The following is a 26,161-nucleotide window of genomic DNA, read 5'->3' on the forward strand; positions in this document are numbered from 1 at the left end:
GAGATCCGGTACCTTACTTGATACCTGCTGCGGCGCACTTGGCGGCGAACTCGCCGGTGCACACCGCGTCGGCCGCGACGTAGCCGTCGTCGATCACGTCCTTGACGTTCTGCCTGGTGATGGCCTTGGGATCGAGCAGGATCGAGTCGACGTCGCGCTTGCCGACCGGGTCGTGCACCTTGTGGTCGGTGACGCCCGTCTCACCCTTGGCCAGGCCGATGGCCAGCTTGGCGGCGGCCGCCGCCTCCCGGCGCACGTCCTTGTAGACGGTCATGCACTGGTCGCCGTTGAGGATGTTCTGCAGGCCCTGCGCGGTGGCGTCCTGCCCGGTGACCGGGATCCGGCCGTTGAGGCCCTGCTTCTTGAGCACGTTGATCACGGCGTTGGCCACCCCGTCGTTGGCCGCGATCACGCCGCCGATGCCCGGCTGGGCGGTCATCATCTGCTCGAACGTGGTCCCGGCCCGGGTGTTGTCCCACTCCTCGATCCACTGGTCCGGGCCCTTGACGTACGCGCCGGAGGCGAAGTGGGGCGCCAGGACCGCGTCGTAGCCCTCCTTGAACAGCGTGGAGTTGTTGTCCGTCTGCGCGCCGTTGAGCTCCGCGATGACCGGTTTGGTGATCTTCGCGGCGTTCAGGCAGTCGACCAGGCCCTGACCCTGCAGGGTGCCGACGGCGGTGTTGTCGAAGGACACGTAGTACCGCGCGGAACCGCCCAGCGTGAGCCGGTCGTAGTCGATCGTGGCCACGCCGGCGTTCTTCGCCTTGTCGAGGACCGCCTTGCCGGTGCCGGAGTCCAGGTTCACGATCATGAGCACGTCCACGCCCTGGGTGATCATCTGCTCGGCGAGGGTGGTGAAGGCGCTCTTGTCGTTCTGCGCGTTCTGGATCTCGTAGTCGACCCCGGCGGCCTTGAACGCGGCGGCGAGGTACTTGCGGTCGGCGGTCTCCCAGCGCGCCGAGGACTTGCTGTCGGGCAGGATGACCCCGATGCGCGGCCGGCCGTGCCCGCCCTTGCCCGCGACCTCGTTCGTGCAGGCCGTCAGCCCGCACGCGGCCAGCGCGCCGACCGCGAGCAGGCACAGGATCCCTCGGCGCATGTGCACGGGTCCTTTCCGCGTCGTGACAAGCGGTGATTGTGTCGGGCAACGTATGGCGTGCCGATCGCCGAGCACAAGGGCGGCGCCGCCCGGTGCACGGTAGCGGCCCGTAACGATTCCGCAAAGCACAGGCGATCAGTACCGGTCGAGCCATTGTGCCGGGCTCAGCACGATTCGCGGGAATGCTGCCGGTTCCAGCCAGCGCAGCACCGTCACGAGGTCGGCGGCCGGCAGGCTCACGCAGCCCGCGGTCGCGCCGGCGCCGGCCTGGTGCAGGAAGATGCCGCTGCCCCGGCCCGGCACGGCGGGCACGTTGTACTGGACGACCGCGAAGTGGGTGTACTGCGGGCTGATCCGCCACAGCGCCTCGCTCGGCCCGCCCGGGTCGGTACCGTGGGCGAACGTGTTGTACCCGGGCGAGGCGCTGTTCTCGTTCCACCAGTCCCCGGCGACGAGGTGGTGGTAGGTGTACCGCACGCCGGGGTCGGCCCCGATGCCGTACACGGTCGGGCCGAACCCGAACACCCCCGCCGGCGTCGTGCGGTCGCCCTCGCGCTTGGTGGCGCTGAGCCCGCGGGACCCGAGGCGGGTGGTCATCGGCGGCAGCGCGCGCTGCCAGCCGTAGCCGTCGCGGGCGTAGGCCTGCAGCGCCGCCGTGGTGGCCGCCGGCCCGTCCGACACCACCATGAGCACCTGCGCCGTGGCCGGCGGCAGCGTGCGCAGCACACCCGGATCCGGTGCCGGCGCGGCGCGGCGGGGCGCGGCCAGCGGCAGCAGCAGCCCGGCCAGCACCGTGCGCCGTCGGAGCCGATCACCCGCCACGAGCCTTAGTATCAACCGCGTGGTGGGGTGGTTTCGTACAAATCCGGCAAAAAGCCTCGCGCTCCTGATGGCGGCGGCCGTGCTGACCGGCTGCGGGGGGACGGCGAACGCCCCGGCCGCGTCCCCGCCGGTGACGTCGCCGAGTGCCGTGGCGAGCAGCGCGGGCACAGGACGTACACCCGAGGCGTCGAAGGCACCCGAGGACTTCGTCGAACCGCTGCCAGGCGAGCTGCGCACCCGGATGAACGGGGTCTCGTGGCGGCCCGGGTGCCCGGTCGGCCTCGACGACCTGCGCCTGGTCCACGTGTCCTATGTGGACTTCGACGGCGTGCTGCGCCCGGGCCGCCTCGTCGTGCACAAGGCCATCGCCGACGCCGCCCTGCGCGTGTTCCAGCGGCTGCGGGAGCAGCGGTTCCCGATCCGTGGCATGAACCTCATCGAGGCGTACGGCGGCAGCGACGACGACAGCATGGCGGCCGACAACACGTCGGGCTTCAACTGCCGCAACGTGCCCGGGACGAGCCACTGGTCCAACCATGCGTACGGGCGGGCGATCGACGTCAACACGGTCGAGAACCCGTACCTGCCCGGCGGGAAGGTCATGCCGCCGGCCGGGCGGTCCTATCTGGACCGCCGCGACGTGCGCCCCGGCATGATCGTCGCGGGCGACGCGACGGTGCGGGCGTTCGCCGCCGAGGGCTTCGCGTGGGGCGGGTCCTGGCGCTCCGGCACCGACTACCAACACTTCGAGAAGCCCGCCTGACGGGCCTGGTGCGCCGCGCCCATACTGTGCGCATGCCTCGTCCGGTCCTGTTCCGGCTGTTCGTCGCCGGCATGCTGGTGCTCATCGTCGGCGGCGTCGCGACGACCGCATACGCGCTGCGCAACGCCGGGACGAGGGGCCCGTCGGCGGCCCCGTCCGGCCCGGCCCCGTCCGGCCCGCCGCCGGCGTCGGCCTCGCCGGAGCCGCCGCCGTTCACCGGCTGGTCCGACCCGAAGCTGGTGGGTAAGCCGTACGGCACGAAGGTCCAGGGCCTGCTGACGTTCCGCGGCAACCCGACCCGCACGTACTACGGCCAGGGCCCGGTGCCCAGGACGATGCCGGTGGAGAAGTGGCAGTTCCCGCGCTCGGGCGGGCTGTGCGCGATGTCCAGCGACAAGGGCGAGACCCGCGAGTGGTGCGGCAGCGGCTGGACCGGGCAGCCGGCCGTCTTCGAGCGAGACGGGCGCACCTGGGTGGTGTTCGGCGCCTACGACCGCAGCATCCACTTCCTGGACGCGGTGACCGGCGAGCGGATCCTTCCCGACTTCAAGACCGGCGACATCATCAAGGGCAGCGTCACGGTCGACCCGGACGGGTTCCCGCTGCTGTACTCCGGCTCCCGCGACAACTACTACCGGGTCATCGCCCTGGACCGCGGCGTGCCGACGGAGCTGTGGAAGCTCTCGGCGGACGCGGTGAAGCCGACGCTGTGGAACGACGACTGGGACGGCTCGGGCCTCATCATCGACGACTACCTGCTCGAGGGCGGGGAGAACAGCCAGTTCCACATCGTGAAGCTCAACCGCGGCTACGGCCCGGACGGCAAGGTGACCGTGAACCCGCAGCTGGTGTTCCACACGCCCGGCTGGGACGAGCAGCAGCTCAAGGACTTCGGCGACACCAACGTGTCGATCGAGAACTCGGTCGCGGTCTTCAAGGACACGGTGTACTTCGCCAACTCCGGCGGCCTGGTCCAGGGCTGGGACCTGTCGGGGCTGAAGGCGGGCCGGGCGCCGACGCGGACGTTCCGCTTCTGGACCGGCGACGACACCGACGCCTCCGTGGTCGTCGACGCCGACGGCTACCTGTACGTCGGCTCGGAGTTCGAGAAGGGCAACGCCCGCTCCCGCGAGGTCGGGCAGATGCTCAAGCTCGACCCGTCCAAGCCGGACAACCCGGTGGTGTGGTCGGTGAAGGACCAGGCAACGCGGCCGGCGGGCATCTGGGGGACCCCGGCGCTGTACCGCGACATCGCCATCTACGACACGACCGGCGGGGACGTGCTCGGCATCGACCGGGCCAGCGGCGAGGTGCGGTGGCGCTTCCACCTGCCCGGCGGGGAAACCTGGCAGTCGCCGGTCGTCGTCGACGACACCCTGTTCATCGGCGACTGCGCCGGCACGATGCACGCCTACGACGTGGCCGACACCCACACCGACCCGAAGCTGCTGTGGGAGATGAAGATCGGCGGCTGCATCGAGGCGACACCGGCGGTGTGGAAGGGCAGCCTGTACTTCGGCACCCGCGCGGGCGCCATCCACGCCCTGACGACGGCCTGACGCTGCCCGGTCGCCCGGTCGTGCCCGCCCAGGCTCGCGCGAAGCGCGGAAGCGGGCCGGCGATGCGCTGGCGGTGCCGGCGTGGATGACTGTTCCTAGTATCCTAGGATGGCTTAGGGGACGTGGCTCCGCCACGCCTGTAAAGACCAATAGGCCGCTGCGCGGCCGCTTTGCCTTTTTCGGGTTTCGCGCCGCCGGGCTGGGTTGCGGCCCGCGGGAGGCCGGACTTGCCGGCCGTGGTGCTGCCAGCCGCGTTGTTGCCGACCGACCGGTCGTGCCTGCCCAGGCTCGCGCGAAGCGCGGAAGCGGGCCGGCGATGGCTCCCCGCCGGGCGAGGGGGATGGGGTGGCATGCGCAGGCAGCTACTCGCCGCTGCGGCCGCCCTGGCCATGGGTTGCGGCCTGGTCCACGGGGGACCGCGCTGCTGCTCGGCGGGCTCGTGCTGCTGGCTGGTGCCGGGCAACCCTGGCCCCGGCATCGAGGCCCTCGCCGCCGCCGCGGAGAACCTCGCCGTGGCGGTGTACATACAGCGGGTGACGGAGCAGTGCCCGGCGGTGCTGCATTGGGCCCGCGAGCGCCACCGCGGCCGGGTGGCGGAGCAGGGCCCGCGAGCGCCACCGCGGCCCATGCCGACGCGTGGGGTGGGCACCTGGTTGCGGCCCGCATACCGTGGGTGACGACGGCGCCGCTGCGCGGGCGTACGGGCGGCGGCAATGGCTCACTGCGCTGCGCGGCCAGGAGGTGGCCAGGAGAAGGTGTTGGCCTGGGCCGTTGCCGTCAGGACAGGCTGGGGCGGACGGCGGGGCTGCCGCCGTCGGCGCCCTCGGTGCAGCTGAGCAGTTCGATGTCGGCGTAGTTGCTTGTCACCAGCCAGTAGTCGCCGGCCGGCAGCTCGGCCCGGCCCCAGTGTCCGTCGCGGGCATCCAGCTGCGCGCGGAACGGCTGCAGGGCGAAGGCGTCCGGGTTGTACGACGGCAGCGCGCCCGGGTCGCCGATCGACAGCTGCGTCTGCCGCGGCAGGTGCGGGTCGAGGATGCTGAGGCCCTGGAAGCCGGTGGCGCGCAGGTACACGGGGCCCCTCGGTGTGGAACATGGCCACGGCCGGTGCGCCCTGCCCCTCGGGGCCCCGAGTCGCACGGTCGTGCCGTGCCCCCCGGGGCACGGCGGGGCGTGCGGAGACGCCGCGGTCCGCGGTCCCCCGTGGACCAGGCCGCAACCCATGGTCAGGGCGGCCGCAGCGGCGAGTAGCTGCCTGCGCATGCCACCCCATCGGCTGGAGGTCAACGAAATCGTAGGGGGCGGCCAGTCACCGCGTGATGACCGATCGGGATCGGGCCGGCCGGGCCCCCAATTAGTGCCCAATGGTCATGTCCTAGCATCCTAGGAAGCGATACGCGACGTGGCTTCGCCACGCCTGAAAAGAACATCAAGGCCGCTGCGCGGCCGACTTGCCTTTTTTGGGTTCGCGCCGCCGGGCTAGCTCGGGCCGGGGGTGGCGGATTGGCACGCCACGACCGCGGAGAGGTGCCAGCCGAGGGTCTTGTCGGCGCGGAAGGTGAGCACGGCGACGGTCTGGGCCTTGTGGTCGAAGCCGATGTCGACGCGGTCGGTGCTGTCGAAGAGGTGGCGCTGCCCGGCGAGCAGGGCCGGTGACCGGGACCTGGCCCAGGTGGCGGCGATCTGGTCGGGGCTGCGCGTCTCGCGGGTGGTGGGCGGCGCGGTGGCGGCCGCGCCGGCGATCTCGGTGCCGTGGCCGCAGTGCAGCTGGGCGGCGGGGTCGAAGCGGGCGGCGTCGCGGCTGCCGGACCAGTTGACGTACGTGATGAGCGCCGCGGCGGCGAGGGCGATGCCGAGCAGGCGGAGGATGGTGCGGCGCACCTACTCAGCGTGCTCTTTTCGCCACCAGTCGGCGCCGGTTTTGGGCAGAGTGTCGATGGGGTCGTAGTAGGGGTAGGTGCGGTCGAGCTCGGTGGCGTCGTCTTCGATGCTGGTGCGGTAGTTCTTGGTCCAGTAGGAGATGCCGCGTTCGCGGTCGTACTCGGTGACCATGTGGACCCAGCGTTTGCCGACGTAGGGGACGTCGCAGACGATGCGGGGGGTGGCGTAGCCGGGCAGGTAGCCCATGATGTCGTGCTGGAGCTGCTGGGCCTGCCAGACGGCGACGCGCCAGTGTTCGGCGTTGGGGATCATGTCGCACATGTAGAAGTAGTACGGCAGGATGCCGGCCTCGCCTTGCAGGGCGAAGCAGAGGTCGAGTAGGTCGGCGGAGGTGGCGTTGACGCCGCGCAGGAGGACGCCCTGGTTGCGTACGTCGCGGACGCCGACTTCGAGGGCGGTGTGGGCGGCTTTGGCGACGAGTGGTGTGAGGGACTGGGCGTGGTTGACGTGGGTGTGGATGGCGAGGTTGACGCCGCGGCGGGCGGCGGTGCGGGCGACGCGTTCGAGGCCTTCGACGAGGCTGGGTTGCAGCCAGTGCTGGGGGAGCCCGGCGAGGGCTTTGGTGGCGAGGCGGATGTCGCGGATGGTGTCGATGGCGAGCAGCTGCATGAGGAATGACTCGAGCTGGTGCCAGGGGAGGTTGGCGACGTCTCCGCCGGAGACGACGACGTCGCGGACGCCGGGGTGGGTGCGCAGGTAGTCGAGGATGGCGGTGTGGCGGTCGGCGGGTTTGTGGGCGAGCTTGAGTTTGGTGACGGTGGGGGTGTTGTTGCCGACGAGGTCCATGCGGGTGCAGTGGCCGCAGTACTGGGGGCAGGTGGCGAGGAGTTCGGCGAGGACTTTGGTGGGGTAGCGGTGGGTGAGTCCTTCGGCGACCCACATGTCGTGTTCGTGGAGGGAGTCGCGGGTGGCGTAGGGGTGTGAGGGCCAGTCGGGGAGGCGGTCGCTGGCGATGGGGAGCATGTAGCGGCGGATGGGGTCGGTGCGGAGGGTGTCGTCGGTGGGGGGTGCGCCGGGGACCATGGTGTTGATCATCTGGGGTGGGATGAGCATGGACATGGTGGCGTGGTGGGCCTGGTCGGCGGCGAGGTCGTCGTAGAAGGCGTCGGTGACGGTGTCGCCGAGCACGGTGCGTAGCTGGGCGATGGTCTTGACGCAGTGGGCGCGTTGCCATTGTGCGTTTTCCCACTGGTCGCGGGTGACGCCGGTCCAGCCGGGGAAGCGGCGCCAGTCGGGTTCTTCGAGTGCGTGGCGCTGGTAGACGTATGGCTGCATGCGGGCGCTCCCCTAAAGTTTCCGTCTTAACGGGAGCTTAGCCGGAAATCTTCCTCCGCACGAGAGCAGGGACGGAAGATCTACTGTCTGTCGTCTGGTTGGGTCGAGATTGGCGGCTCGCGGGCGGACGTCGGGTGATCTTCGGCTGCATACGGTGATCGGGAACCTGCCCGCACCCTTTGCGCACCCGAGGTCCGATGAAGAATCGCTGGTCCGTCCGAGCCAAAATCACCGCGATGATGACCGTGCCGCTGGTCATGCTCGTGGCGCTGTGGCTGTTCGCGGTGAGTCTCACGCTGCCGTCCGCGCTCGACCTGCGGGGCGCGGCGACGATCGCCGACCGGGTCGGGGAGCCGGGCGAGGCGATGGTGGTGGCGCTGCAGTCCGAGCGGCAGCTGACGGGCGCCTACCTGTCGTCGGGGCGCAAGAGCGGGCAGCAGGTGATGCTGGACGCGCGGAAGAAGTCCGACGAGGCGATCGCGGCGTTCCGGCGGCTGTCGTCGAGCGGGCCGGCGAAGGACGTGGCGTCGGACGAGCTGGTCCTGGCACTGGACACGACGTACAAGGCGCTGGACGGGGTGGCGGGCATCCGGCAGGCGGCCGACGCCGGTGGTGAGCCGGACGGCGCCCGAAACGGGTTCAACCAGGTCATCATGACGACGTACGGGTTGTTCGAGGCGGCGGCGAACCACGCCGACTCCGAGGTGGCGCAGGAGGCGCGGGGCGCGTTCGTGCTGTCGATGGCCCGGGAGCTGCTGTCGGAGGAGGACACGCTCGTCGGTGACTTCACCACCGAGGGCGACTACACGGTCGAGGACTTCGCGCAGCTGGTGACGCTGGTCGGGCAGTCGCGGCTGATCCTGCCGTACGCGTCGACGCAGCTGCGGGCGGAGCAGCAGGTGCAGTACCGGCAGCTGGCGGCGGGGGCGCAGATGAAGGCGCTGCAGGATGTCGAGAACCGGCTGATGGCCGCGACGCCGGGTAAGTCGTCGGGGGTGGAGCTGGCGCAGTGGCGGGCCGCGTTCGACCCGGTGAACGCGCAGCTGGCGCAGTTCCGTTCCAGTGTGCAGAAGGTGAACGTGCGGCACGCGTCGGAGGCGTCGGACCGTATCGTGCTGCAGCTGGTCGTGGCCGGTGTGGTGGGTCTGCTGGCGGTGGTGGCGTCGGTGCTGCTGTCGGTGCGGACGGGCCGGTCGGTGGCGCGGCGCCTGGACGGGCTGCGGGTGGCGGCGCGGGAGCTGGCCGAGCAGCGGCTGCCGTCGGTGGTGTCGCGGCTGCGCAAGGGCACGGCGGTGGATGTGGCGGCGGAGGCGCCGCCGCTGCGGCTGGGGTCGGACGAGATCGGGCAGGTGGCGGAGGCGTTCAACTCGGTGCAGCGCACGGCGGTGGCCTCGGCGGTGGATGAGGCGTCGGTGCGGCAGGGGATGAACGAGGTGTTCCTGAACATCGCGCGGCGCAGCCAGACGCTGCTGCACCGGCAGCTGCAGCTGCTGGACGGGATGGAGCGGCGTACGAGTGAGCCGGACGACCTGGCGGATCTGTTCCGGGTCGACCATCTGGCGACGCGGATGCGCCGGCACGCGGAGGACCTGGTGATCCTGGCGGGGTCGACGCCGGGGCGGGGCTGGCGTAACCCGGTGCCGGTGATCGACGTGGTGCGGGGCGCGGTGTCGGAGGTGGAGGACTACGCGCGGGTGCAGGTGTTGCAGGTCGGTGAGGGTGCGGTGGTGGGCCGGGCGGTCGGTGACGTGATTCATCTGCTGGCGGAGCTGCTGGAGAACGCGACGGCGTACTCGCCGCCGCACACGCGGGTGCAGGTGACGGGGCAGTCGGTGCCGAACGGGTTCGTGGTGGAGATCGAGGACCGGGGTCTGGGGATGACGGTGGAGGCGGTCGAGGAGGCGAACCGGCGGCTGGCGGAGCCGCCGGACTTCGACCCGGCGAACAGTGCGCGGCTGGGGTTGTTCGTGGTGGCGCAGCTGGCGGCGCGGCACCGGGTGAAGGTGATGCTGCGGCCGTCGCCGTACGGGGGTGTGACGGCGGTGGCGTTGCTGCCGATGGATCTGGTGGTGGCGCAGTCGTCGGTGTTGCCGGCGGGGGCGGCGCAGGAGTTGCGGAGCACGCATGAGCTGCCGATGGTGGCGGCGGAGCCGTTCTCGTGGCTGCCGGGGTCGGTTTCGCGGGAAGTGCGGCCTGAGGCGCGGCAGGAGGTGCCGCAGGGGCGGCCGGCGTTGTCGGTGGTGCCGGAGGCGCAGCCGCGCCGGGAGGTGCCGCGGCCGCCGGTGGAGCGGTCGGAGATGGCCGAGCGGGAGGGGCCGGGGCCGGCGCGCGGCGGGTTGCCGAAGCGGGTGCGGCAGCAGAGCCTGGCGCCGCAGTTGCAGACGGAGCAGTCGACGGCGTCGGCCGGGGTGGATGAGGACGACGAGCCGACGACGACGCGGTCGCCGGAGCAGTTGCGGCGGATGATGTCGTCGTTCCAGGCGGGTACGGCGAGGGGCCGGCACGCGTCGCAGCCGGCTGACGGTGACGGTGTGGACGGGGGTCAGCGATGACGGCGCCGGCGCAGGGCAGTAACTCGGGCCTGAACTGGCTGCTGGATGACCTGGTGAACCGGGTGCCGTCGGTGCAGCGGTCGGTGGTGCTGTCGGTGGACGGGCTGATGATGGGCGCGTCGAGGGGCTTGTCGCAGGAGGATGCCGAGCATCTGTCGGCGGTCGCGGCGGGGTTCCAGAGTCTGGCGCGGGGGGCTGGGCGGCATTTCGGTGGCGGCGCGGTCCGGCAGACGATCATCGAGATGGAGTCGGCGTTTCTGTTCGTGACGGCGGCGGGGCGGGGTGCGTGCCTTGCGGTGCTGGCGGATGCGGATGCGGACATCGGGTTGATCGCGTATGAGATGGCGATGCTGGTGCAGCGGGTCGGGGAGAACCTGTCGACGTCGGCGCGTGGGGCGGGTGGGCAGTGACGGATCCGCCGGGCCGGCATGCGGCCGGGAGCTGGGACGGGTATGAGCCGGGCAACTACGAGTACGTGCCGGCCGGGTACGAGCCGGAGCCGCCGGTGCATGTGTGGCCGGAGCCGCCGCGGGAGGATCTGCGGGCGGAGCCGTGGACGGACTATGCGTGGGTGGACCGGGATGCGGGTCCGGTGGTGCGTCCGTATGCGATGACGGGCGGGCGGGTCGTGCCGGCGTCGGACAGGTTCGACGTGGTGGCGATGGTGGTGGCGAACCGGGCGGCCCTGTCGGGGGTCGGGTACGGGCTGCAGCCGGAGCATCGGGCGATCCTGGCGTATGCGCGGGAGCCTCTGGCGGTGGCGGAGCTGGCGTCGCATCTGGACCTGGCCCTCGGGGTGGTGCGGGTGCTGCTGGGTGATCTGCTGGGGCAGGGGTTGATCGAGTTGTACCAGCCGCAGGCGACGGGTGGGCTGCCGAGTGAGAGCGTGTTGAAGGCGGTGATCAATGGACTCCGGGCGCTCTGAGCGGCCTGTGCCGACCGCGATCAAGATTCTGGTCGCGGGTGGGTTCGGGGCGGGGAAGACGACGCTGGTGGGGGCGGTGAGCGAGATCCGGCCGTTGCAGACGGAGGAGTCGCTGACGGCGGCGGGGATCGGCACGGATGATCTGACCGGGGTGGAGCGGAAGTCGACCACGACGGTGGCGATGGACTTCGGGCGGATCACGATCGGGTCGGAGATCGTGTTGTACCTGTTCGGCACGCCGGGGCAGGACCGGTTCTGGTTCCTGTGGGACGAGCTGGCGCTGGGTGCGCTGGGTGCGGTGGTGCTGGCGGATACGCGGCGGCTGGCGGACTGCTTCCCGTCGATCGACTACTTCGAGCGGCGGGGTACGCCGTTCGTGGTGGCGGTGAACTGTTTCGACGATGCGGTGACGTATTCGGAGGGGGAGGTGCGGGAGGCGCTGGATCTGGATGGGCATGTGCCGTTGTTGTTGTGTGACGCGCGGGACCGGGAGTCGTCGAAGGCGGTGCTGATCGGTCTGGTGGAGCATGTGCTGACGTTGTCGGGTTCGGGGTCCCGCTAGCCGACGCTTGAAAGATATCCTGTACTAGCGTTACTCTGCCGGAAAATCTTCGGCATAGTTGGGCGGGTGCGGGAAATGAGTTCGCCGATCGGGTTGCACCGGGTGGTGGCGCCGGCCGGGGTGCTGCCACAGGCGGCGCTGCGCCTCGACCCGTCCCCGGCGATCCGTCCCGACGAGGTCCGGGTCGCCGTGCAGCGGCTCAACCTGGACGCGGCCAGCTACCGGCAGCTGGCCGAGGAGCACGGCGGCGACGGCGAGCGGATCCGGGCCGCGGTCCTGGAGATCGTGCGCAGCCGCGGGAAGATGCACAACCCGGTCACCGGCTCCGGCGGGATGCTCATCGGCACCGTCGAGGAGGCCGGGCCCGCCTCGCCGCTGGGGCTGCGGGCCGGGGACCGGGTCGCGACCCTCGTCTCCCTCACCCTGACGCCGCTGCACATCAGCGACGGGCTGCAGGACTGGGACGGGCGCAGCGAACAGGTGCCGTGCGCCGGGCACGCGATCCTGTTCGCCCGGTCGGTCGCCGCGGTCCTGCCCGCCGACCTCGACCCGCAGCTGGCGCTCGCGGTGCTGGACGTGTGCGGGGCGCCGGCCCTCGTCGCGCGGTGCCTGCGGCAGCGGCCCGCCGGCCGGGTCGTGGTCCTCGGCGCGGCCGGGAAGTCCGGGAGCCTCGCCCTGGCCGCGGCGCGGGGCACGACCCGGGTCGGGGTCGTGCGCGACGACGCCGAACGGGCCCGCCTGGAGGGCACCGGCCTGGCCGAGCACGTGGTCGTCGCCGACGCCCGCGACGCCGTCGGGCTCGCCGCCGCCCTCGACGCCGCCGGCGGGCCGGGCGACCTGACCGTGGTGTGTGTCGACGTGCCCGGCTGCGAGCACGCCGCGATCCTGGCCACCGCCGCGGGCGGTACGGTCGTGTTCTTCTCCATGGCCACGTCGTTCCCGGCCGCCGCGCTCGGGGCGGAGGGCCTCGCCGCGGACGTGACGATGCTCATCGGCAACGGCTACGTGCCGGGACACGCCGACTACGCACTGTCGCTGCTGCGATCCGACACGGCGCTGCGGGACCTGTTCACAGCACGGCTCGGGCACCGGTTGGCAGACTGGGCGCCATGAAGACCCTCTACCGCGGTGGCCGCGTCCACACCCCGGCCGACCCCTCCGCCACCGCGCTGCTCACCGACGGCGACCGCATCACCTGGGTCGGGCCCGACGCCGACGCCCCCACCGGCGCCGACCGGACCGTCGAGCTCGGCGGGGCCCTGGTCACGCCGGCGTTCGTCGACGCGCACGTGCACACCACCGCGACCGGGCTGACCCTGCAGGGCCTCGACCTCGCCGCCGCCCGCGGCGCCCGGGACGTCCTGGACGCCGTCGCCGCCCACGCCGCGGGGCTGCCCGCCGACGCGGTCGTCATCGGCCACGGCTGGGACGAGTCCGCGTGGGCCGACCCGGCCACGCCGAGCGCGGCGGAGCTGGACCGGGCCGGCGGCGGCCGGGCCGTGTACCTGTCCCGGACGTGTGTGCACGCCGCGCTCGTCTCCACCGCGCTGCTGACCGCGGAGGCGAAGGCCGCGCCCGGCTACGACGACGGCGGCTGGCTGCGCCGCGACGCCCACCACGTCGTGCGGGAGGCCGCGTACGCGTCGATCACCGCCGCGCAGGTCCACGCCGCGCAGCGGGCCGCCCTGCGCCACGCCGCGGCGCTCGGGATCGCCTGCGTCCACGAGTGCGGCGGGCCCGGCACGTCCGGCGAGGCCGACTTCACCGCCGCCCTCGGCCACGGCCCCGACCATCCCCTCGTCATCGGCCTGTGGGGCGAGGCCGGCGCCGCGGCGAAGGCCCGGGAGCTCGGCGCCGCCGGCGCCGCCGGGGACCTGTACGCCGACGGGGCCCTCGGCGCCCGCACCGCCCACCTCGGCGACGCCTACCGCGACGAGCCCGGCTCCTGCGGCCACGGCTACCTCACCGCGCGGCAGGTCACCGACCACCTCGTCGGCTGCGCCCGGCACGGCGTGCAGGGCGGCTTCCACGCCATCGGCGACCACGCCATCGGCACCGTCCTGCAGGGCTTCGCCGGCGCCGCCGAGATCGTCGGTGTCGACGCGATCCGCGACGGCCGGCACCGCGTCGAACACGCCGAGCTGCTCGACAAGGCCGCCATCGCCAGGTTCGTCGAGTACGGCATCGTCGCGTCCGTCCAGCCCGCGTTCGACCGGCTGTGGGGCGGCGAGCACGGCATGTACGCCACCCGTCTCGGCCCGGCCCGGGCCCTCGCCGCGAACCCGTTCGCGGCCCTCGCCGGGGTCGGGGTGACGCTGGCGTTCGGGTCCGACAGCCCGGTGACGCCGCTGGACCCGTGGGGCAGCTGCCGGGCCGCGATGCGCCACCACAACCCGGCGCAGCGCATCGGCGGCAAGGCCGCGTTCGCCGCGCACACCCGCGGCGGGTGGCGCGCCGCCCGCCTCGACGACGAAGGCGTCCTCAACCCGGGCGGCTCCGCGACGTTCACCGTCTGGGACACCACCGGCCCCGTCGCCGCGGTCCTCGACGGCGACGACAGCCCCGCCGCCCGCCGGACCGTCCTGCGCGGGCGGACCATCCACACCACGACATGAACTCCGGAGGCGGCGCTGTGAGCGGTCCGGAGCGGAGCGGAGGCGACGACGTGAGCGGTCCGAAGCGGAGCGGAGGGGCCGCTCACCATGGGCACAGTTGTGCACGTCGTCGCCGCAGCGGAGCGGAGGCGACGACGTGAGCGGGAAACTCGGACTCGACCGGCGCACGGTCGCCAAGGCCAGGCGGCTCGCCGAGGCCGCCGGCCGGCCCGTCGTCGAGCTGGCCAGGACGCACACCACCGCCTCCGTGGAGCGGGCCACGCTGCGCCTGGCCGGGATCGGCGGCGCCGACCCGGACGGGATCCCGTGGGTGAACCGGCTCGTCGACGCCGTCGCCGCCGACGTCGGTCTCGGCCACGGGGTGCTGCTGCCCGTCTACGACGCGCTGATCCGTGACGGGCACGCCGACCTGACGCTGCTGGCGCAGAAGGCGGCGGCCGGCAGCGTGCATTTCGACGTGCCGCGCCCGGGCCGGGACGGGCGGGTGCGCCGGTCGGCGACGGCGGCCGTGGCCCGGGGGGTCGCCCGGATCGACCGGCGGCGCCGGGAACGGGAACGGCTCGTCGCCCGGCACGGCGACCCGGCGCAGCGGCCGTGGATCTACCTGATCGTCGCGACCGGCGACATCTACGAGGACATCCCGCAGGCCCAGGCGGCGGCGCGGGCCGGGGCGGACGTGATCGCGGTCATCCGGTCCACGGGGCAGTCGCTGCTGGACTACGTGCCGGAGGGCGCGACCCGGGAGGGGTTCGCGGGGACGTACGCGACGCAGGAGAACTTCCGGCTGATGCGGGCCGCGCTCGACGCGACGTCGAAGGAGGTCGGGCGGTACATCCGGCTCACGAACTACGCGTCGGGGCTGTGCATGCCGGAGATCGCGGCGCTGGCCGGGCTCGAACGGCTCGACATGATGCTCAACGACTCGATGTACGGCATCCTGTTCCGCGACATCAACCCGATCCGCACGTTCGTCGACCAGCGGTTCTCCCGGCAGATCCACGCCCGGGCCGGGATCATCATCAACACCGGCGAGGACAACTACCTCACGACCGCCGACGCCGTCGACGCCGCGCACACCGTCACCGTGTCGCAGCTGCTCAACGAGTACTTCGCCACGGAGGCGGGGCTGCAGACGTGGCAGCTGGGGCTCGGCCACGCGTTCGAGATCAACCCTGACCTGCCGGAGTCGTTCCGGCTGGAGCTCTCCCACGCCCTGCTGGCCCGGGAACTGTTCCCCGGCGCCCCGCTGAAGTGGATGCCGCCGACGCGGCACATGACCGGCGACGTGTTCCGCGGCAACCTCCTGGACGGGTTCTTCAACCTCGCCGGGGCGCTGACCGGGCAGGGCATCCTGCTCGTCGGCATGATGACCGAGGCGGTCGTCACCCCGTGGCTGTCCGACCGGGACATCGCCCTGCAGAACGTCCACTACGTGCTGCGGGCCGCGGGCAACCTGCACGAAGACTTCACCCCGGGCCCGTTCATCAAGGACCGGGCCGCACTCGTACTGCGTGAAGCGGTCGGCCTGCTCGAGCGGATCGCCGCCGAGGGGCTGTTCGAGGCGATCGCCGACGGCACGTTCGGGATCATGCGGCGGCCCGCCGACCGCGGCCGCGGCCTCGACGGTGTCGCCCGCCGCGAACCCGGCTACTTCAACCCCGCCGAGCAGCTGCTGACGAAGGAGGAACGATGACCAGCGCACCGGTGATCCGGCCCTACGGGGACACGACCGGCGACGGGATGGTCCAGGTGTCGTTCACGCTGCCGCTGCCGGCCGGGAAACGCGGCGAGGGCGCCGCGCTGCAGCTGGCCGGGAAGATGGGCATCGACCCGGCGATGGTCGTGCACGCCCGGGGAATCGGCGAGCAGCACACGTTCTACGTGGTGTACGGGCGGGTCAACCACCTCGTCGAACCGGGCAAGGTCGTCGTCGCCGAGCGGGACTACCCGCTGCTGTCGCCGAAGGACGTCAACGCCGCCGTCCGGGCCCGGCTGCGGCGCAAGCTCGTCGTCGTCGGGGCCTGCATCGGCACCGACGCCCACACCGTCGGGATCGACGCGATCCTCAACGTCAAGGGCATCGCCGGGGAGAAGGGCCTCGAGTACTACCGGGAGATCCGGGTCGTGAACCTCGGCGCCCAGGTCGGTGTCGCCGATCTCGTCGCCGCCGCCACCACCGAGAAGGCCGACGCCGTGCTCGTGTCCCAGGTCGTCACGCAGAAGGACGCCCACCTGCACAACACCCGCGCCATGTCGGCCGCGTTCCGGGAGGCGTTCCCGCCGGCCCGCCGGCCGCTGCTGGTCGTCGGCGGGCCGCGGTTCGACGAGCTCATGGCCGCCGAGCTCGGCGTCGACCGGATCTTCGGCCGGGGCACCACCCCGCGGGAGGTCGCCTCGTACCTGGCGCACGCCCTGGCCGGTGCCCGGTGAGCCACGTCGGGGTGACGGTCGTGCACCGCAGGTACGTGCCGTACGCGCACGCCCACTACGGCGGGAACCTCGTCGACGGCGCCTACAGCCTCGCCCTGTTCGGCGACGCCGCGACCGAGCTGTGCATCCGCACCGACGGCGACGAGGGGCTGTTCGCCGGGTACGGCACGGTCACGTTCCACGCCCCGGTCCACGCCGGTGACGTCGTCGAGGTCACCGCGACCGTGACCCGGCAGGGCAACCGCAGCCGCACCGTCGACTTCACCTGCCACGTCACCTGCCGCGCCGAGCCCGGCCGGGGGCCGTCCGCCGCCGCCGTCCTCGACCCGCCGCTGCTCGCGGTGTCCGCCACCGGCACCGTCGTCGTCCCATGATCGGCCCCGGCGGGTCTGTTCTTGGCACCGCGGAGCCGGCAGGGAGGCCCCCCGGGGCCGACCGGTGTCTGACGGGAGCTACGGGGCCCTGGTCGCACGGACCGGAGCCATCTGGGGTGGTCCCGTGACGCTCGCCGCGTGTCTGGACGTCGGGTCGACCGACACCAAGCTCGCCGTCGTCGACACCGGCACCGGCGAGCTGGTCGCGACCGCGGCCACGCCCACCACCCTCGGCGGGGACGTCCTCGACGGCGTCGACGCGCTGCTGGCCGCGGCCGGGCCCGTCGAGCACGTCTACTGCTGCTCCTCCGCCGGTGGCGGGCTGCGGCTCGCCGTCATCGGCTACGAGCCCCTCGTCTCCGCCGACGCCGGGCACCGGGTCGCCCTGTCCGCCGGCGCCCGCGTCGTGCACGTCGCCGCCGGGCATCTCACCGCCGGGCAGGTGCGGGACGTGCGCGCCGACCGGCCCGACGTCGTGCTCCTCGTCGGCGGCACCGACGGCGGCGACGGCGACACCATCGTGCACAACGCCCGCCGGCTCGCCGCGGCCCGGTGGCGGGTCCCCGTCGTCGTCGCCGGCAACGCCGACGCCCGTGACGACGTCCTCGCCGCCCTCGCCCGGCACGACCTGCCGGTCGTGGCCACCGGCAACGTGCTGCCCCGCATCGGCGTCGTCGACGCCGGGCCGGCCCGGGCCGCGATCCGGGACCTGTTCATCCGGCACGTCATCGGCGGGAAACGGCTGTCGAAGGGGCCGCGGTTCGCGCGGATGGTGTCGGCGGCCACCCCGGACGCGGTCCTGACCGGTGTCGGGGTCCTCGCCGCGCGGACCGGCGGGGACCTGCTCGTCGTCGACGTCGGCGGGGCCACCACCGACGTGTACAGCGCGCTGCAGCCGCGGGAGGCGCCGCCCCACGCGGTCGCCGGGGTGCTGTGGCACGCCCGGACCGTCGAGGGTGACCTCGGCGTGCGGTGGAACGTCGCCGGGATCGAGGCCGCCGCCGCCCGGGAACGCGTCCCGGTCGCCGGTGGGCCGCTGGGCCTCGCCGGGGCCGCGGCCACGATCGCCGTGCGCCGTCACACCAGGGCGGGACGGGACCTGCGACACGTCGTGTCGGTCGTGGCGTCCGGGGGTGTGTTCCGGCATGCTGAACGCCACGCCGCAGCGGCCGCCGTCGAGGCGATCCTGCGCGACCACGCCGGTGGGTGGGCGTTGCCCCGCGGGCCCCGCGTCGCCGTTGACGCCGCGTACGTCCTCGCCGCCGCGGGCCTGCTCGCCGCCGACCATCCGCAGGCCGCGGCCCGGCTGTGTGAACAGCTGGGCGAACGGGTGACGTCCGGGGGTGAAACGGCGGCGGAACCAGGCCGCCAACACGGACCGTGACCGTACGGCCTGTAGTCGGATCATCGCTGATCGTGAGCGTGCGGGTGAACCGGGACCGACACGCCCGGCCGACACGCCGCCCCGGCGAATTACATCCCGCGAGGCGGTTGACATCGACCCGTCGGCTGCGCGTACCGTCTTTGCGTCCTACTTCGGGAAGGGTGACCGCGGTCCGCTACTCCCCAACGCCGGCTGGCCGGACGCTCATCGTCAACCGACGGGGCGGCCCCGTGCGAGGCGGCGGGGGTCGGCGGGGGCCGTGGACGCGGCATCCACCGGTGTCAGGGCAGGGGGGATCACGCGACCAGTAGACAACGGCACGCCCCGGGCAGCCAGCCCGCGCCGCGCCGGAACGAAGGCCGCGCATGAACGTCACTGCCGCACCGGCCGGACATGGGCCTGGGAGCGCGGGGCGCGACCTCGGTCGCGCCCCCATTTCAGCGTTTCGGAGGTTCGGGCCGCATAATTGGCGCCGCACCCCCCACGGAAACGTCTGACACCCCCCGGGACGGCGAAGGTGACGTTGGTCGACACGCAGACCCCGGCCGCTCCCGCGGCCCCCAGCGCACAACCCGGCCAGCCGCGGCCACTGCCGCTGTGGGCGGCGCTGCTCACCGCCGCCGCGGCCGGCGGCGCGATGCTCGCCGCGTTCCCGCCGTACGGGCTGTGGTGGGCCGCCCCGATCGCCGTCGCGCTGCTCGCCCTCGCCGTGCACCGCCGCCGCCTGCGCGCCGGCCTCGGCCTCGGGTTCGTCACCGGGCTGCTGTTCTTCACCCCGCTGCTGTCCTGGACCAACCTGCACACCGGCGCCGTGCCGTGGCTGCTGCTGTCGGTCATGGAAGCGCTGTACCTGGGTCTGCTCGGCGCCGCCGGCGCGTGGCTCAGCCCCCTGCTCGACCGGCGGGACCTGCGCTGCAACGCCGGCGGGTGGGCGTGGCCGGTCGCCGTCGCCGCCCTGTGGACCGGGCAGGAATGGCTGCGCTCCCGCACCCCGTTCGGCGGGTTCCCGTGGGGCCGGGTCGCGTTCAGCCAGGACACGTCGCCGCTGCTGCGCCTCGCCGCGGCCGGCGGGGCACCGCTCGTCACGTTCGCCGTCACCCTCATCGGGGCGCTGCTCGGGTACGCGGTGCTGCGCGGCGCCGGCGTGGGCCCCGACCCGCGGCGGGCCGTGCCACCGCTCACCGCGGTCGTCGCCGCCCTCGCCGTCGCCGGGCTCGCGCAGCTCGTGCCCCTCGCCAAACCCGCCGGCAAGGCCGTGTACATCGCCGTCGTGCAGGGCAACGTGCCCCGCCTCGGCCTCGACTTCAACGCCCAGCGCCGCGCCGTGCTCGACAACCACGTCAACGCCACCATCGCCCTCGGCGACCGGGTCAAGGCCGGCACCGCCCGCCGCCCCGACCTCGTCGTGTGGCCCGAGAACGCCAGCGACATCGACCCGCTGCGCAACCCCGACGCCGGGCAGCTCATCGACCGCGCCGCCGACGCCGTCGGCGCCCCGATCCTCGTCGGCGCCGTGCTGTACAGCCCCGAGACGGGCGTCGAGAACGCCGGGCTCGTGTTCAACCCGGGCCGCGAGCTCGGCGACCCGGTCCAGAAGTACGTCAAGCGCCACCCGGTGCCGTTCGCCGAGACGATGCCGCTGCGCTCCATCGCCCGGCTGGTGTCTAAGGAGGTCGACCGGGTCACCGACATGACCGCCGGCTCCCGCCCCGGCGTCCTGAGCGTCGGCCCCGCCACCGTCGGCGACGTCATCTGCTTCGAGGTCGCCTACGACGACATCGTCCGCGACACCGTCGACGGCGGCGGGCAGCTGATCGCCGTGCAGACGAACAACGCCACCTTCGACGAGGCCGAGGCCCGCCAGCAGCTGGCCATGGTGCGGCTGCGCGCCGTCGAACACGGCCGGGACGCGTTGATGGCCTCCACCGTCGGCATCTCCGCGTTCGCGTACCCCACCGGCGCGACCTCCGGCGAGACGCAGTTCAACACCCCCGCCGTCGTCCTGGCCGAGCTCCACCTGTCGAACCGACGTACGCTTGCCACGAGGCTCGGCGCGGTCCCCGAGTACGTGCTCACCGGCCTGGCCGTCGCCGGGCTCGCCGCCGCCACCTGGGTGCGGCGCCGCCGCCGTCCCGTCGTCGAGGAGGAGTCGTGAGCGGTTATCCCGGGGTCGGCACGGTGCTCGTGATCATCCCGACGTACAACGAGGCCGACAACATCCGGATCATCGTCGAACGGGTCCGCACCGCCACGCCGGACGTGGACATCCTCGTCGCCGACGACAACAGCCCCGACGGCACCGGCGCCATCGCCGACGAGCTCGCCGCGGGAGATCCTGCCGTACACGTGCTGCACCGGCCCGGCAAGCAGGGCCTCGGCGCCGCCTACATCGCCGGGTTCGGGTGGGGCACCGAGCAGGGCTACGACGCCGTCGTCGAGATGGACGCCGACGGCTCCCACGCCCCCGAGGAACTGCCGAAGCTGCTCGACGCCCTCGCCGGCGCCGACGTGGTCCTCGGCTCCCGCTACGTCAAGGGCGGCCGGACCGTCAACTGGCCCGCGCACCGGCAGGCGATCTCCCGCATCGGCAACCTGTACGTGCGCCTCGCCCTCGGCATGCCACTGCGCGACGCGACCGGCGGCTACCGGGCGTACCGCACCCCGGTGCTCGGCAAGCTCGAGCTCGACACGATCGCGTCGCACGGCTACTGCTTCCAGGTCGACCTCGCCTGGCGCGCCCACCGGGAAGGCTTCCGGGTCGCTGAGGTGCCGATCACGTTCACCGAACGCGAACGGGGCCAGTCGAAGATGAGCTCCAGCATCGTTCGCGAGGCACTGTGGAAGGTGACGCTGTGGGGGACCTCCGCCCGGTGGGTCGCGCTGAAACGCGCGGTCGCCGGGAACGGTCCGGCTCGATAAAGGGGAGTTAGGCATGCGTGGGGTCGGCTGGGCCGCGGTCGGCGGGTTCGTCCTGGTGATCGCCGAGGTCGTGGTGTTCGTGCTCGTCGCGCACGCCATCGGCTGGGGCTGGGCGGTCCTGCTCGGCCTCGCCACCATGTTCATCGGGGCGATGCTGCTCAAGCGGGAGGGCGTGCGGGCCTGGCGGCGCTTCCGCGACGCCGTGAACCAGGGCCGGCCCGCCGGCGGCGAGGTGTCCGACGGCCTCACCGGCCTGCTCGGCGCACTGCTGCTCGTCGTCCCCGGGTTCCTCACCGCCGCCGCCGGGCTGCTGCTGCTCGTCCCGCCCGTGCGGACCCTCGCCGGCCGGCAGGTCCGCGGCGTCGCCGAGCGGCGCATCTCCCCGGCCGCCGCCGGGGACCTCTTCGGCCCGCGGGTCGTGCGCGCCGACCGGGCCGCCCCCGCCCCCGACTCCGGTTCCGCGGACGGCGAGGTCGTCGAGGGTGAGATCGTCGAGGGAGAGGTCATCGACCCCCGGTGAGGGCCGAGCCCGTCACCGTCGACGCCCTCGCCCGCGACCTCGCCGACCGGGCCGCCACCCTCGCGCTGGGCCACCCGGCGCGGGTCGCCGTGGACGGCGCACCCACCGCCGGGACCGCCGACCTTGCCGAGGCCACTGTGGCGGTACTGCGCGATGCCGGCCTGTTCGTGCTGCACGTGCCCGCCGACGGGTTCCTGCGCGCCGCGTCCCTGCGGCTGGAGCGGGGCCGGACCAACCCCGACGCGTACTACGAGGACTGGCTCGACCTGCGTGGCCTCACCCGGGAGGTGCTCGGCCCGGCCGGGCCCGGCGGCGGCGGGCGGGTGCTGCCATCGCTGTGGGACCCGCGGACCGACCGGGCCACCCGGGCCGGCTACGTGCAGGTGCCGGCGCACGGGGTGGTCGTGGTGTCCGGGGTGTTCCTGCTCGGGGCGGGACTCAAGTTCGACCTCGCCGTGCACCTCATGCAGAGCGACGCCGCCCTGGCCCGGCGGGTCGATCCAACGCTTGCGTGGACGCTGCCGGCGTTCGAGCGGTACCGGTCCGAGGTCATGCCCGAGTACCAGGCCGACGTCGTCGTGCGGGCCGACGACCCCCGCCACCCGGCGCGCGTGGTCGAGGTCGGCTGACCGCCCGGGGTTCGTCGCGGCCTCCGGCGGGGGCCGGCGGGCGGTTCGCGGGCCGTGAGCTGCTGGTTCGGCTGTGCGCGGACGAGGCGGGCGGCGGGCGGTTCCCGGGCTATCGTCGCAGTGGTGAAGACGTTCTGGCTGGACCGGGACCGTGAGCGGTACCACGAGCTCGCCCTCGCCTCGCGGCCCGCGTTCGCCGACAGCCTCGGCGACATCGCCCCCGTCGCCTTCGCCGCGGCCGCCTGGACGCTCGCCACCCCGCCCGCCCTCGACCCCGGCTACGTGCGCTGGCACCGCCGCGTCCTGACCGCCGAATGCGCCCGCAACCCGTTCGACGGCGGCCTCACCGCCGCCGTCGAGCTCGTCTCCGCCCTGCCGGCCGAGCTCACCGCCTCCCGGGCCTGGTGGCGCGACCGCGGCTGGCGTGGCTGGCCCGAGCTCTTCGGCCAGTTCGTCCGGCCCACCGACCGGGACCTGAGCCGGAACCCGCACCTGCGTGCCACCCTGCTCGTCGAAGCGCCGCTGCCCCTGGACGACCTGCCCGCCGCCCCCGACCTGGACGCCACCGACGACGACATCGCCGCGTCGGCGGAACGCGCCGTCACCGTCCTCGTCCGCGACCTGACCGACCTGGTCGGCCCCCTGCTGCAGCAGCTGGACACCTCCCGCGCCGCCACCTGACCCTCCAGCCGCCTCGCGTCCCGCCTGCGGCCGATTCGCGGGTGACTCGTCGGGTGGTATCCCACTTGCCCCGTGGCGGGTGAATTGAGAAGGTCCTCCCGTGGACGTGCGCCCTCTCCGTGCCGACGAGTGGCAACTCAAGCGCGACCTGCGCCTCGCCGCCCTCCGCGACAGTCCCGCCGCCTTCGCCAGCACGTACGCGCGGGAGAGCCACCGCAGCGAGGCCGACTGGCGTACCTGGCCCGCCGGTGGGGCGTTCTTCACCGCGTTCGCCGCCCTCGACGAGCCCGTCGGGATCGCCGGGGCCTGGGTCGCCGCCGCCGACCCCGGCACCGCGCACCTCATCGGCATGTGGGTCGTCCCCGCCGCCCGCGGCTGCGGCGTCGCCGCCGGTCTCGTCGACGCCGCCGCCGGCTGGGCCCGTGACCGCGGCCACGCCGCCGTTGAACTCGAGGTCGCCCCCGGTAATACCGCCGCCATGTCGGCCTACGTCCGCTGCGGCTTCGAAGTCACGCAGCGCGAGCCTTTCACCACGGGCGGTACCGTCCTCGTGCTGCCTGTTTGACCGATAAAGCCGGAAATTCCGGCTATCACGAGTCGGCTCGCTCGGCGATAGCGCCTGTCCACATGTCGTGCAGTCTCTGGCTGAAAGGATGAGGCGTTTTGCGGCATTTATGACTTTTCGCTACGTAGTGTGATCGCGTCATCACGACACGAGGGGGAGTCAAGATGCGAAACGCACAACGAGTGCTGGCGCTGGGCGCCATGACCCTGACCGCCGGCGCGGTCTTCGGCATGACGGCCACGGCCGCGTCGGCCGCCACCACCCAGGCCGACAAGACCACGGTCGCCCAGCCCGGCCCGCACGGCGGTCCTCAGGGCGGCCCGCACGGCGGTCCGCACGGCGGCCCGAACGGCGGGCCGCAGGGTGGCCAGCACGGCCGGCCCGGCGACCACGACCGCTCCTGGATCGCCGGCTGGTACAAGAACAAGAAGACCTGCCAGTTCTTCGCCTGGACCGGTGAACACTCGGGCCGGTTCGACTACGGCGTCTGCGTCCCGGCCTTCGGGAAGAAGGGCTGGATCCTGGTCGCGCACGACAACGGCCGGCGCCACCACCGCTAGGTGACAGCACGGTACGGGCGGCAGTCCTCGGACTGCCGCCCGTACGCGTTTGCGGCGCACTTCCATCCGCCCCATGCGCCGTACGGCCTGCCGTAGGCTTCGCGCTTCTCGTGCGACTTCCACGTGGGGTTCTCGTGCGACTTTCACGCGGGCAGCGACCCGTCGCGTTGCCGGTCGCCGGCTCCTATTGCCGCCGGGCTCTATCCCCGCCCGGGACCCTTCCGCCGCCGGGCCCGCTCGCCGCCGGGCTCCTTCCGCCGCTGGGTCCCTATCGCCGCCGGGCGCGGCCGAGCAGCAGGGCGCCGACCACGGCCCCGAGCAGCTGGGTACCGGCGACGCCAACCACCAGCGCCTCCACCGGCCACGCCGCCACGCTCGCGAACACCGCCGCGCCGACCGCCGCCATGCTCACCTTCAGACCGGCGCCGATGGTGAATACCTGCGTCCGCACCCGGCCGGGGGCCTCCGTGGAACGCACCTGCAGTACCGCCGCGAGCATCGGCCCGTCACACAGCCCCACGACCCCGAATAGCGCCACCAGCGCCACCCACGAGTCGACCACCGCGGACACCGTGAGTGCCGCCGCCATCACCATCAGGCACCACAGCACGAACCGGTGCGCCGCCATGCCGATCGGCCACCGGGCCACCACCAGCGAACCGGCCAGCGCACCCACCCCGACCGCCGTCATCAGCACCCCGCCACCGGTGGGACGGCCGTGCGCAACACCCAGCAGCACCGCGACCGCCGGCATCATCCCGAGCCCGAACGCCGCCACACACGCCGCCGTCGTCACCGCCCGCAGCGGCCGCGACACGCCGATCGCCCGCAGCCCAGCCAGGAGGTCCGACCCCAGCCTGCCCCGGGCACCCTCCGCGTCCGCTCGCGCCTGGCCCGAGTCCGCAGCTGGGCGGCGCGCGTCCGCAGCTGGGCCGCGCGTGTCCGCAGCTACGGCGCCTGCGTCCGCGGGTGCATGGCGCGTGTCTTCCACCACGGGGTCCGCGCTCGCCGCCGCACCGTCCGCACTGTCCGCATGCGGGGCGGAACGGGGCGTGCTCGTCACTGCGGTGTCTGCGTCCGCGGGTGCATGACGCGCGTCATTGATTACGGGGTCCGCGCTTGCCGCCGCACCGATCACATGGGTCGTACCGTCCGTATGGAGGGCCGAGCGGGGCGTGTCCGCAACGACGAGGTCCGCGCTCGCGGGCGCATGGTGCGCGTCCGCCACCGTGCGCTCCGCATGCAGAGCCGCACGGTCCGAATCCGGCGCGACCAGATCCGTGCCGATTGCCGCGGCCGGTGTTCGCGCCGCGGTTGCTGCCGTTGGGTCGGTCTCCATTCCGCCGACTGTGGACGTCGCCGCCGCAACCGGTTCGGTCACGGGGACCTCACGTTCGGTGGCCGGCTGGGGCGCGCCGATGGTCCGCACGGTCAGGAGAAGGACGGCCGCGGCGAGACACGACGCCGCCAGGGCCGTCGCGGCCGCCGGGACGCCCACCGACACGACCAGGGCGGCGCAGACCGCCGGGCCGGCGATCTCCGCGACGTTGTACGTGGCCGCGTCCAGTCCCCGGAACCGTCGCCGCCGCTCCTCGGCCACCACGTCGTCGAGGCGGCTGGACAGCCCACCGAAGATCATCGGGGCGCAGCAGCCGGCGATGGCCGCCAGTGCGAGCACGGCCGGCTGCGGCGCGTGACCGAGCAGCGACAGCACGCCACCGAGCGCGGCACCGAAGCCGCCGACAAAACAGGCGTGCAGCACCCGCGGGTGTTTGGCCCGGTCGGTGAGCACACCGAGGAATGGGCCCGCTACGACGTTCGGAACCAGCAGCACCGCGAGCACCAGCGAACCCTGTACCGGGCCGCCGAACTCCCGCACCGACGCCAGGACGATCACGACACCCGAGCCTGCGTCGGCGGTACGGGCGAGGGTCGCCGCCGCCAGCCAACGCACCGCACTCACGCAGCGTCACCCGATCGGGGGTACGC

At 73.1% G+C, this 26,161-nt stretch carries 26 protein-coding genes; 20 read left to right on the plus strand and 6 right to left on the minus strand.

All coding sequences use genetic code 11. From position 1 onward, the window contains the following. Positions 1 to 13: 13 nt before the first annotated feature. Entirely contained in the window at positions 14 to 1,099 is a 1,086-nt protein-coding gene (locus tag ABD352_RS47415) for a sugar ABC transporter substrate-binding protein (protein WP_344619213.1), read from the minus strand. Between the two features lie 135 nt (positions 1,100 to 1,234). Further along, positions 1,235 to 1,921 (minus strand): L,D-transpeptidase family protein, encoded by a 687-nt coding sequence (locus tag ABD352_RS47420; protein WP_344619214.1) that lies wholly within the window; start codon positions 1,919 to 1,921, stop codon positions 1,235 to 1,237. A 67-nt stretch (positions 1,922 to 1,988) separates the two neighbouring features. Between ABD352_RS47420 and ABD352_RS47425 the strand changes: the two genes are divergently transcribed. From ABD352_RS47425 to ABD352_RS47435, 3 genes are all read left to right on the plus strand, one after another. Beyond that, entirely contained in the window at positions 1,989 to 2,684 is a 696-nt protein-coding gene (locus ABD352_RS47425; protein ID WP_344619215.1) for a M15 family metallopeptidase, read from the plus strand. A gap of 32 nt (positions 2,685 to 2,716) precedes the next feature. Beyond that, on the plus strand, positions 2,717 to 4,243 hold the full coding sequence (locus ABD352_RS47430; RefSeq protein ID WP_344619216.1) for an outer membrane protein assembly factor BamB family protein: 1,527 nt from the start codon (positions 2,717 to 2,719) through the stop codon (positions 4,241 to 4,243). Positions 4,244 to 4,593: 350 nt separating this feature from the next. Beyond that, positions 4,594 to 4,920: a hypothetical protein gene (locus tag ABD352_RS47435; protein WP_344619217.1), complete on the plus strand. Its 327-nt coding sequence runs from the start codon at positions 4,594 to 4,596 to the stop codon at positions 4,918 to 4,920. Positions 4,921 to 5,020: 100 nt separating this feature from the next. Here the strand turns inward: ABD352_RS47435 and ABD352_RS47440 are convergent, their stop codons facing one another. From ABD352_RS47440 to ABD352_RS47450, 3 genes are all read right to left on the minus strand, one after another. Then, on the minus strand, positions 5,021 to 5,314 hold the full coding sequence (locus ABD352_RS47440; RefSeq protein ID WP_344619218.1) for a hypothetical protein: 294 nt from the start codon (positions 5,312 to 5,314) through the stop codon (positions 5,021 to 5,023). A gap of 405 nt (positions 5,315 to 5,719) precedes the next feature. Further along, positions 5,720 to 6,121, minus strand: a complete 402-nt coding sequence (locus ABD352_RS47445; RefSeq protein WP_344619219.1) for a hypothetical protein — start codon at positions 6,119 to 6,121, stop codon at positions 5,720 to 5,722. Beyond that, entirely contained in the window at positions 6,122 to 7,456 is a 1,335-nt protein-coding gene (locus ABD352_RS47450; RefSeq protein WP_344619220.1) for a KamA family radical SAM protein, read from the minus strand. Positions 7,457 to 7,692: 236 nt separating this feature from the next. On the opposite strand from ABD352_RS47450, the gene ABD352_RS47455 reads away from it, so the two are divergent. From ABD352_RS47455 to ABD352_RS47535, 17 genes are all read left to right on the plus strand, one after another. Next, complete coding sequence (locus tag ABD352_RS47455; protein ID WP_344619221.1) at positions 7,693 to 10,008, plus strand: nitrate- and nitrite sensing domain-containing protein; 2,316 nt, start codon at positions 7,693 to 7,695, stop codon at positions 10,006 to 10,008. Beyond that, complete coding sequence (locus ABD352_RS47460) at positions 10,005 to 10,418, plus strand: roadblock/LC7 domain-containing protein (RefSeq protein WP_344619222.1); 414 nt, start codon at positions 10,005 to 10,007, stop codon at positions 10,416 to 10,418. The genes ABD352_RS47455 and ABD352_RS47460 overlap by 4 nt, the downstream gene beginning before the upstream one ends. Before the next feature lie 128 nt (positions 10,419 to 10,546). Beyond that, a complete protein-coding gene (locus ABD352_RS47465) occupies positions 10,547 to 10,933 on the plus strand; it encodes a DUF742 domain-containing protein (protein ID WP_344619337.1) in 387 nt (128 codons plus the stop codon). After that, positions 10,914 to 11,495: a GTP-binding protein gene (locus ABD352_RS47470; protein WP_344619223.1), complete on the plus strand. Its 582-nt coding sequence runs from the start codon at positions 10,914 to 10,916 to the stop codon at positions 11,493 to 11,495. Before ABD352_RS47465 ends, ABD352_RS47470 begins: the two co-directional genes overlap by 20 nt. Before the next feature lie 75 nt (positions 11,496 to 11,570). Beyond that, positions 11,571 to 12,608, plus strand: a complete 1,038-nt coding sequence (kdd, locus tag ABD352_RS47475) for an L-erythro-3,5-diaminohexanoate dehydrogenase (RefSeq protein ID WP_344619224.1) — start codon at positions 11,571 to 11,573, stop codon at positions 12,606 to 12,608. Then, positions 12,605 to 14,110 carry an amidohydrolase gene (locus ABD352_RS47480; protein ID WP_344619225.1) on the plus strand — a complete coding sequence of 502 codons (1,506 nt, stop codon included), beginning with the start codon at positions 12,605 to 12,607 and terminating at the stop codon, positions 14,108 to 14,110. The genes kdd and ABD352_RS47480 overlap by 4 nt, the downstream gene beginning before the upstream one ends. Before the next feature lie 136 nt (positions 14,111 to 14,246). Then, positions 14,247 to 15,803 (plus strand): lysine 5,6-aminomutase subunit alpha, encoded by a 1,557-nt coding sequence (gene kamD / locus ABD352_RS47485; RefSeq protein ID WP_344619226.1) that lies wholly within the window; start codon positions 14,247 to 14,249, stop codon positions 15,801 to 15,803. After that, a complete protein-coding gene (gene kamE, locus ABD352_RS47490) occupies positions 15,800 to 16,540 on the plus strand; it encodes a lysine 5,6-aminomutase subunit beta (protein WP_344619227.1) in 741 nt (246 codons plus the stop codon). The genes kamD and kamE overlap by 4 nt, the downstream gene beginning before the upstream one ends. Next, on the plus strand, positions 16,537 to 16,914 hold the full coding sequence (gene kal, locus ABD352_RS47495) for a 3-aminobutyryl-CoA ammonia lyase (protein WP_486303856.1): 378 nt from the start codon (positions 16,537 to 16,539) through the stop codon (positions 16,912 to 16,914). Before kamE ends, kal begins: the two co-directional genes overlap by 4 nt. Before the next feature lie 124 nt (positions 16,915 to 17,038). Continuing rightward, a complete protein-coding gene (locus tag ABD352_RS47500) occupies positions 17,039 to 18,298 on the plus strand; it encodes a glutamate mutase L (protein ID WP_344619228.1) in 1,260 nt (419 codons plus the stop codon). A 517-nt stretch (positions 18,299 to 18,815) separates the two neighbouring features. Further along, positions 18,816 to 20,453 carry an apolipoprotein N-acyltransferase gene (lnt, locus tag ABD352_RS47505; protein ID WP_425553937.1) on the plus strand — a complete coding sequence of 546 codons (1,638 nt, stop codon included), beginning with the start codon at positions 18,816 to 18,818 and terminating at the stop codon, positions 20,451 to 20,453. Beyond that, a complete protein-coding gene (locus ABD352_RS47510; protein ID WP_425553941.1) occupies positions 20,408 to 21,217 on the plus strand; it encodes a polyprenol monophosphomannose synthase in 810 nt (269 codons plus the stop codon). The genes lnt and ABD352_RS47510 overlap by 46 nt, the downstream gene beginning before the upstream one ends. 13 nt (positions 21,218 to 21,230) lie before the next feature. Beyond that, positions 21,231 to 21,737 carry an FxsA family protein gene (locus ABD352_RS47515; RefSeq protein ID WP_344619230.1) on the plus strand — a complete coding sequence of 169 codons (507 nt, stop codon included), beginning with the start codon at positions 21,231 to 21,233 and terminating at the stop codon, positions 21,735 to 21,737. Continuing rightward, positions 21,734 to 22,366: a nucleoside/nucleotide kinase family protein gene (locus ABD352_RS47520; protein WP_344619231.1), complete on the plus strand. Its 633-nt coding sequence runs from the start codon at positions 21,734 to 21,736 to the stop codon at positions 22,364 to 22,366. The genes ABD352_RS47515 and ABD352_RS47520 overlap by 4 nt, the downstream gene beginning before the upstream one ends. 123 nt (positions 22,367 to 22,489) lie before the next feature. After that, on the plus strand, positions 22,490 to 23,047 hold the full coding sequence (locus tag ABD352_RS47525) for a hypothetical protein (RefSeq protein WP_344619232.1): 558 nt from the start codon (positions 22,490 to 22,492) through the stop codon (positions 23,045 to 23,047). A 100-nt stretch (positions 23,048 to 23,147) separates the two neighbouring features. Next, complete coding sequence (locus tag ABD352_RS47530; RefSeq protein WP_344619233.1) at positions 23,148 to 23,612, plus strand: GNAT family N-acetyltransferase; 465 nt, start codon at positions 23,148 to 23,150, stop codon at positions 23,610 to 23,612. A gap of 164 nt (positions 23,613 to 23,776) precedes the next feature. Further along, positions 23,777 to 24,172 carry a hypothetical protein gene (locus ABD352_RS47535; RefSeq protein ID WP_344619234.1) on the plus strand — a complete coding sequence of 132 codons (396 nt, stop codon included), beginning with the start codon at positions 23,777 to 23,779 and terminating at the stop codon, positions 24,170 to 24,172. Positions 24,173 to 24,440: 268 nt separating this feature from the next. Here ABD352_RS47535 and ABD352_RS47540 read toward each other — a convergent pair whose 3' ends face one another. After that, complete coding sequence (locus ABD352_RS47540; protein ID WP_344619235.1) at positions 24,441 to 26,135, minus strand: MFS transporter; 1,695 nt, start codon at positions 26,133 to 26,135, stop codon at positions 24,441 to 24,443. Positions 26,136 to 26,161: the final 26 nt, after the last annotated feature.

It is taken from the genome of Dactylosporangium salmoneum (assembly GCF_039532525.1).
Classification (GTDB): domain Bacteria; phylum Actinomycetota; class Actinomycetes; order Mycobacteriales; family Micromonosporaceae; genus Dactylosporangium; species Dactylosporangium salmoneum.

What these genes read in the sequence shown, in the direction of transcription:
- ABD352_RS47480 (WP_344619225.1), top strand. Translation starts at nt 12,605, where the DNA reads ATGAAGACCCTCTACCGCGGTGGCCGCGTCCACACCCCGGCCGACCCC.
- ABD352_RS47455 (WP_344619221.1), top strand. Translation starts at nt 7,693, where the DNA reads ATGATGACCGTGCCGCTGGTCATGCTCGTGGCGCTGTGGCTGTTCGCG.
- kdd (WP_344619224.1), top strand. Translation starts at nt 11,571, where the DNA reads ATGAGTTCGCCGATCGGGTTGCACCGGGTGGTGGCGCCGGCCGGGGTG.
- kamE (WP_344619227.1), top strand. Translation starts at nt 15,800, where the DNA reads ATGACCAGCGCACCGGTGATCCGGCCCTACGGGGACACGACCGGCGAC.
- ABD352_RS47415 (WP_344619213.1), bottom strand. Translation starts at nt 1,099, where the DNA reads ATGCGCCGAGGGATCCTGTGCCTGCTCGCGGTCGGCGCGCTGGCCGCG.
- ABD352_RS47470 (WP_344619223.1), top strand. Translation starts at nt 10,914, where the DNA reads ATGGACTCCGGGCGCTCTGAGCGGCCTGTGCCGACCGCGATCAAGATT.
- ABD352_RS47430 (WP_344619216.1), top strand. Translation starts at nt 2,717, where the DNA reads ATGCCTCGTCCGGTCCTGTTCCGGCTGTTCGTCGCCGGCATGCTGGTG.
- ABD352_RS47535 (WP_344619234.1), top strand. Translation starts at nt 23,777, where the DNA reads ATGCGAAACGCACAACGAGTGCTGGCGCTGGGCGCCATGACCCTGACC.
- ABD352_RS47515 (WP_344619230.1), top strand. Translation starts at nt 21,231, where the DNA reads ATGCGTGGGGTCGGCTGGGCCGCGGTCGGCGGGTTCGTCCTGGTGATC.
- ABD352_RS47425 (WP_344619215.1), top strand. Translation starts at nt 1,989, where the DNA reads ATGGCGGCGGCCGTGCTGACCGGCTGCGGGGGGACGGCGAACGCCCCG.
- ABD352_RS47460 (WP_344619222.1), top strand. Translation starts at nt 10,005, where the DNA reads ATGACGGCGCCGGCGCAGGGCAGTAACTCGGGCCTGAACTGGCTGCTG.
- ABD352_RS47435 (WP_344619217.1), top strand. Translation starts at nt 4,594, where the DNA reads ATGCGCAGGCAGCTACTCGCCGCTGCGGCCGCCCTGGCCATGGGTTGC.
- ABD352_RS47450 (WP_344619220.1), bottom strand. Translation starts at nt 7,456, where the DNA reads ATGCAGCCATACGTCTACCAGCGCCACGCACTCGAAGAACCCGACTGG.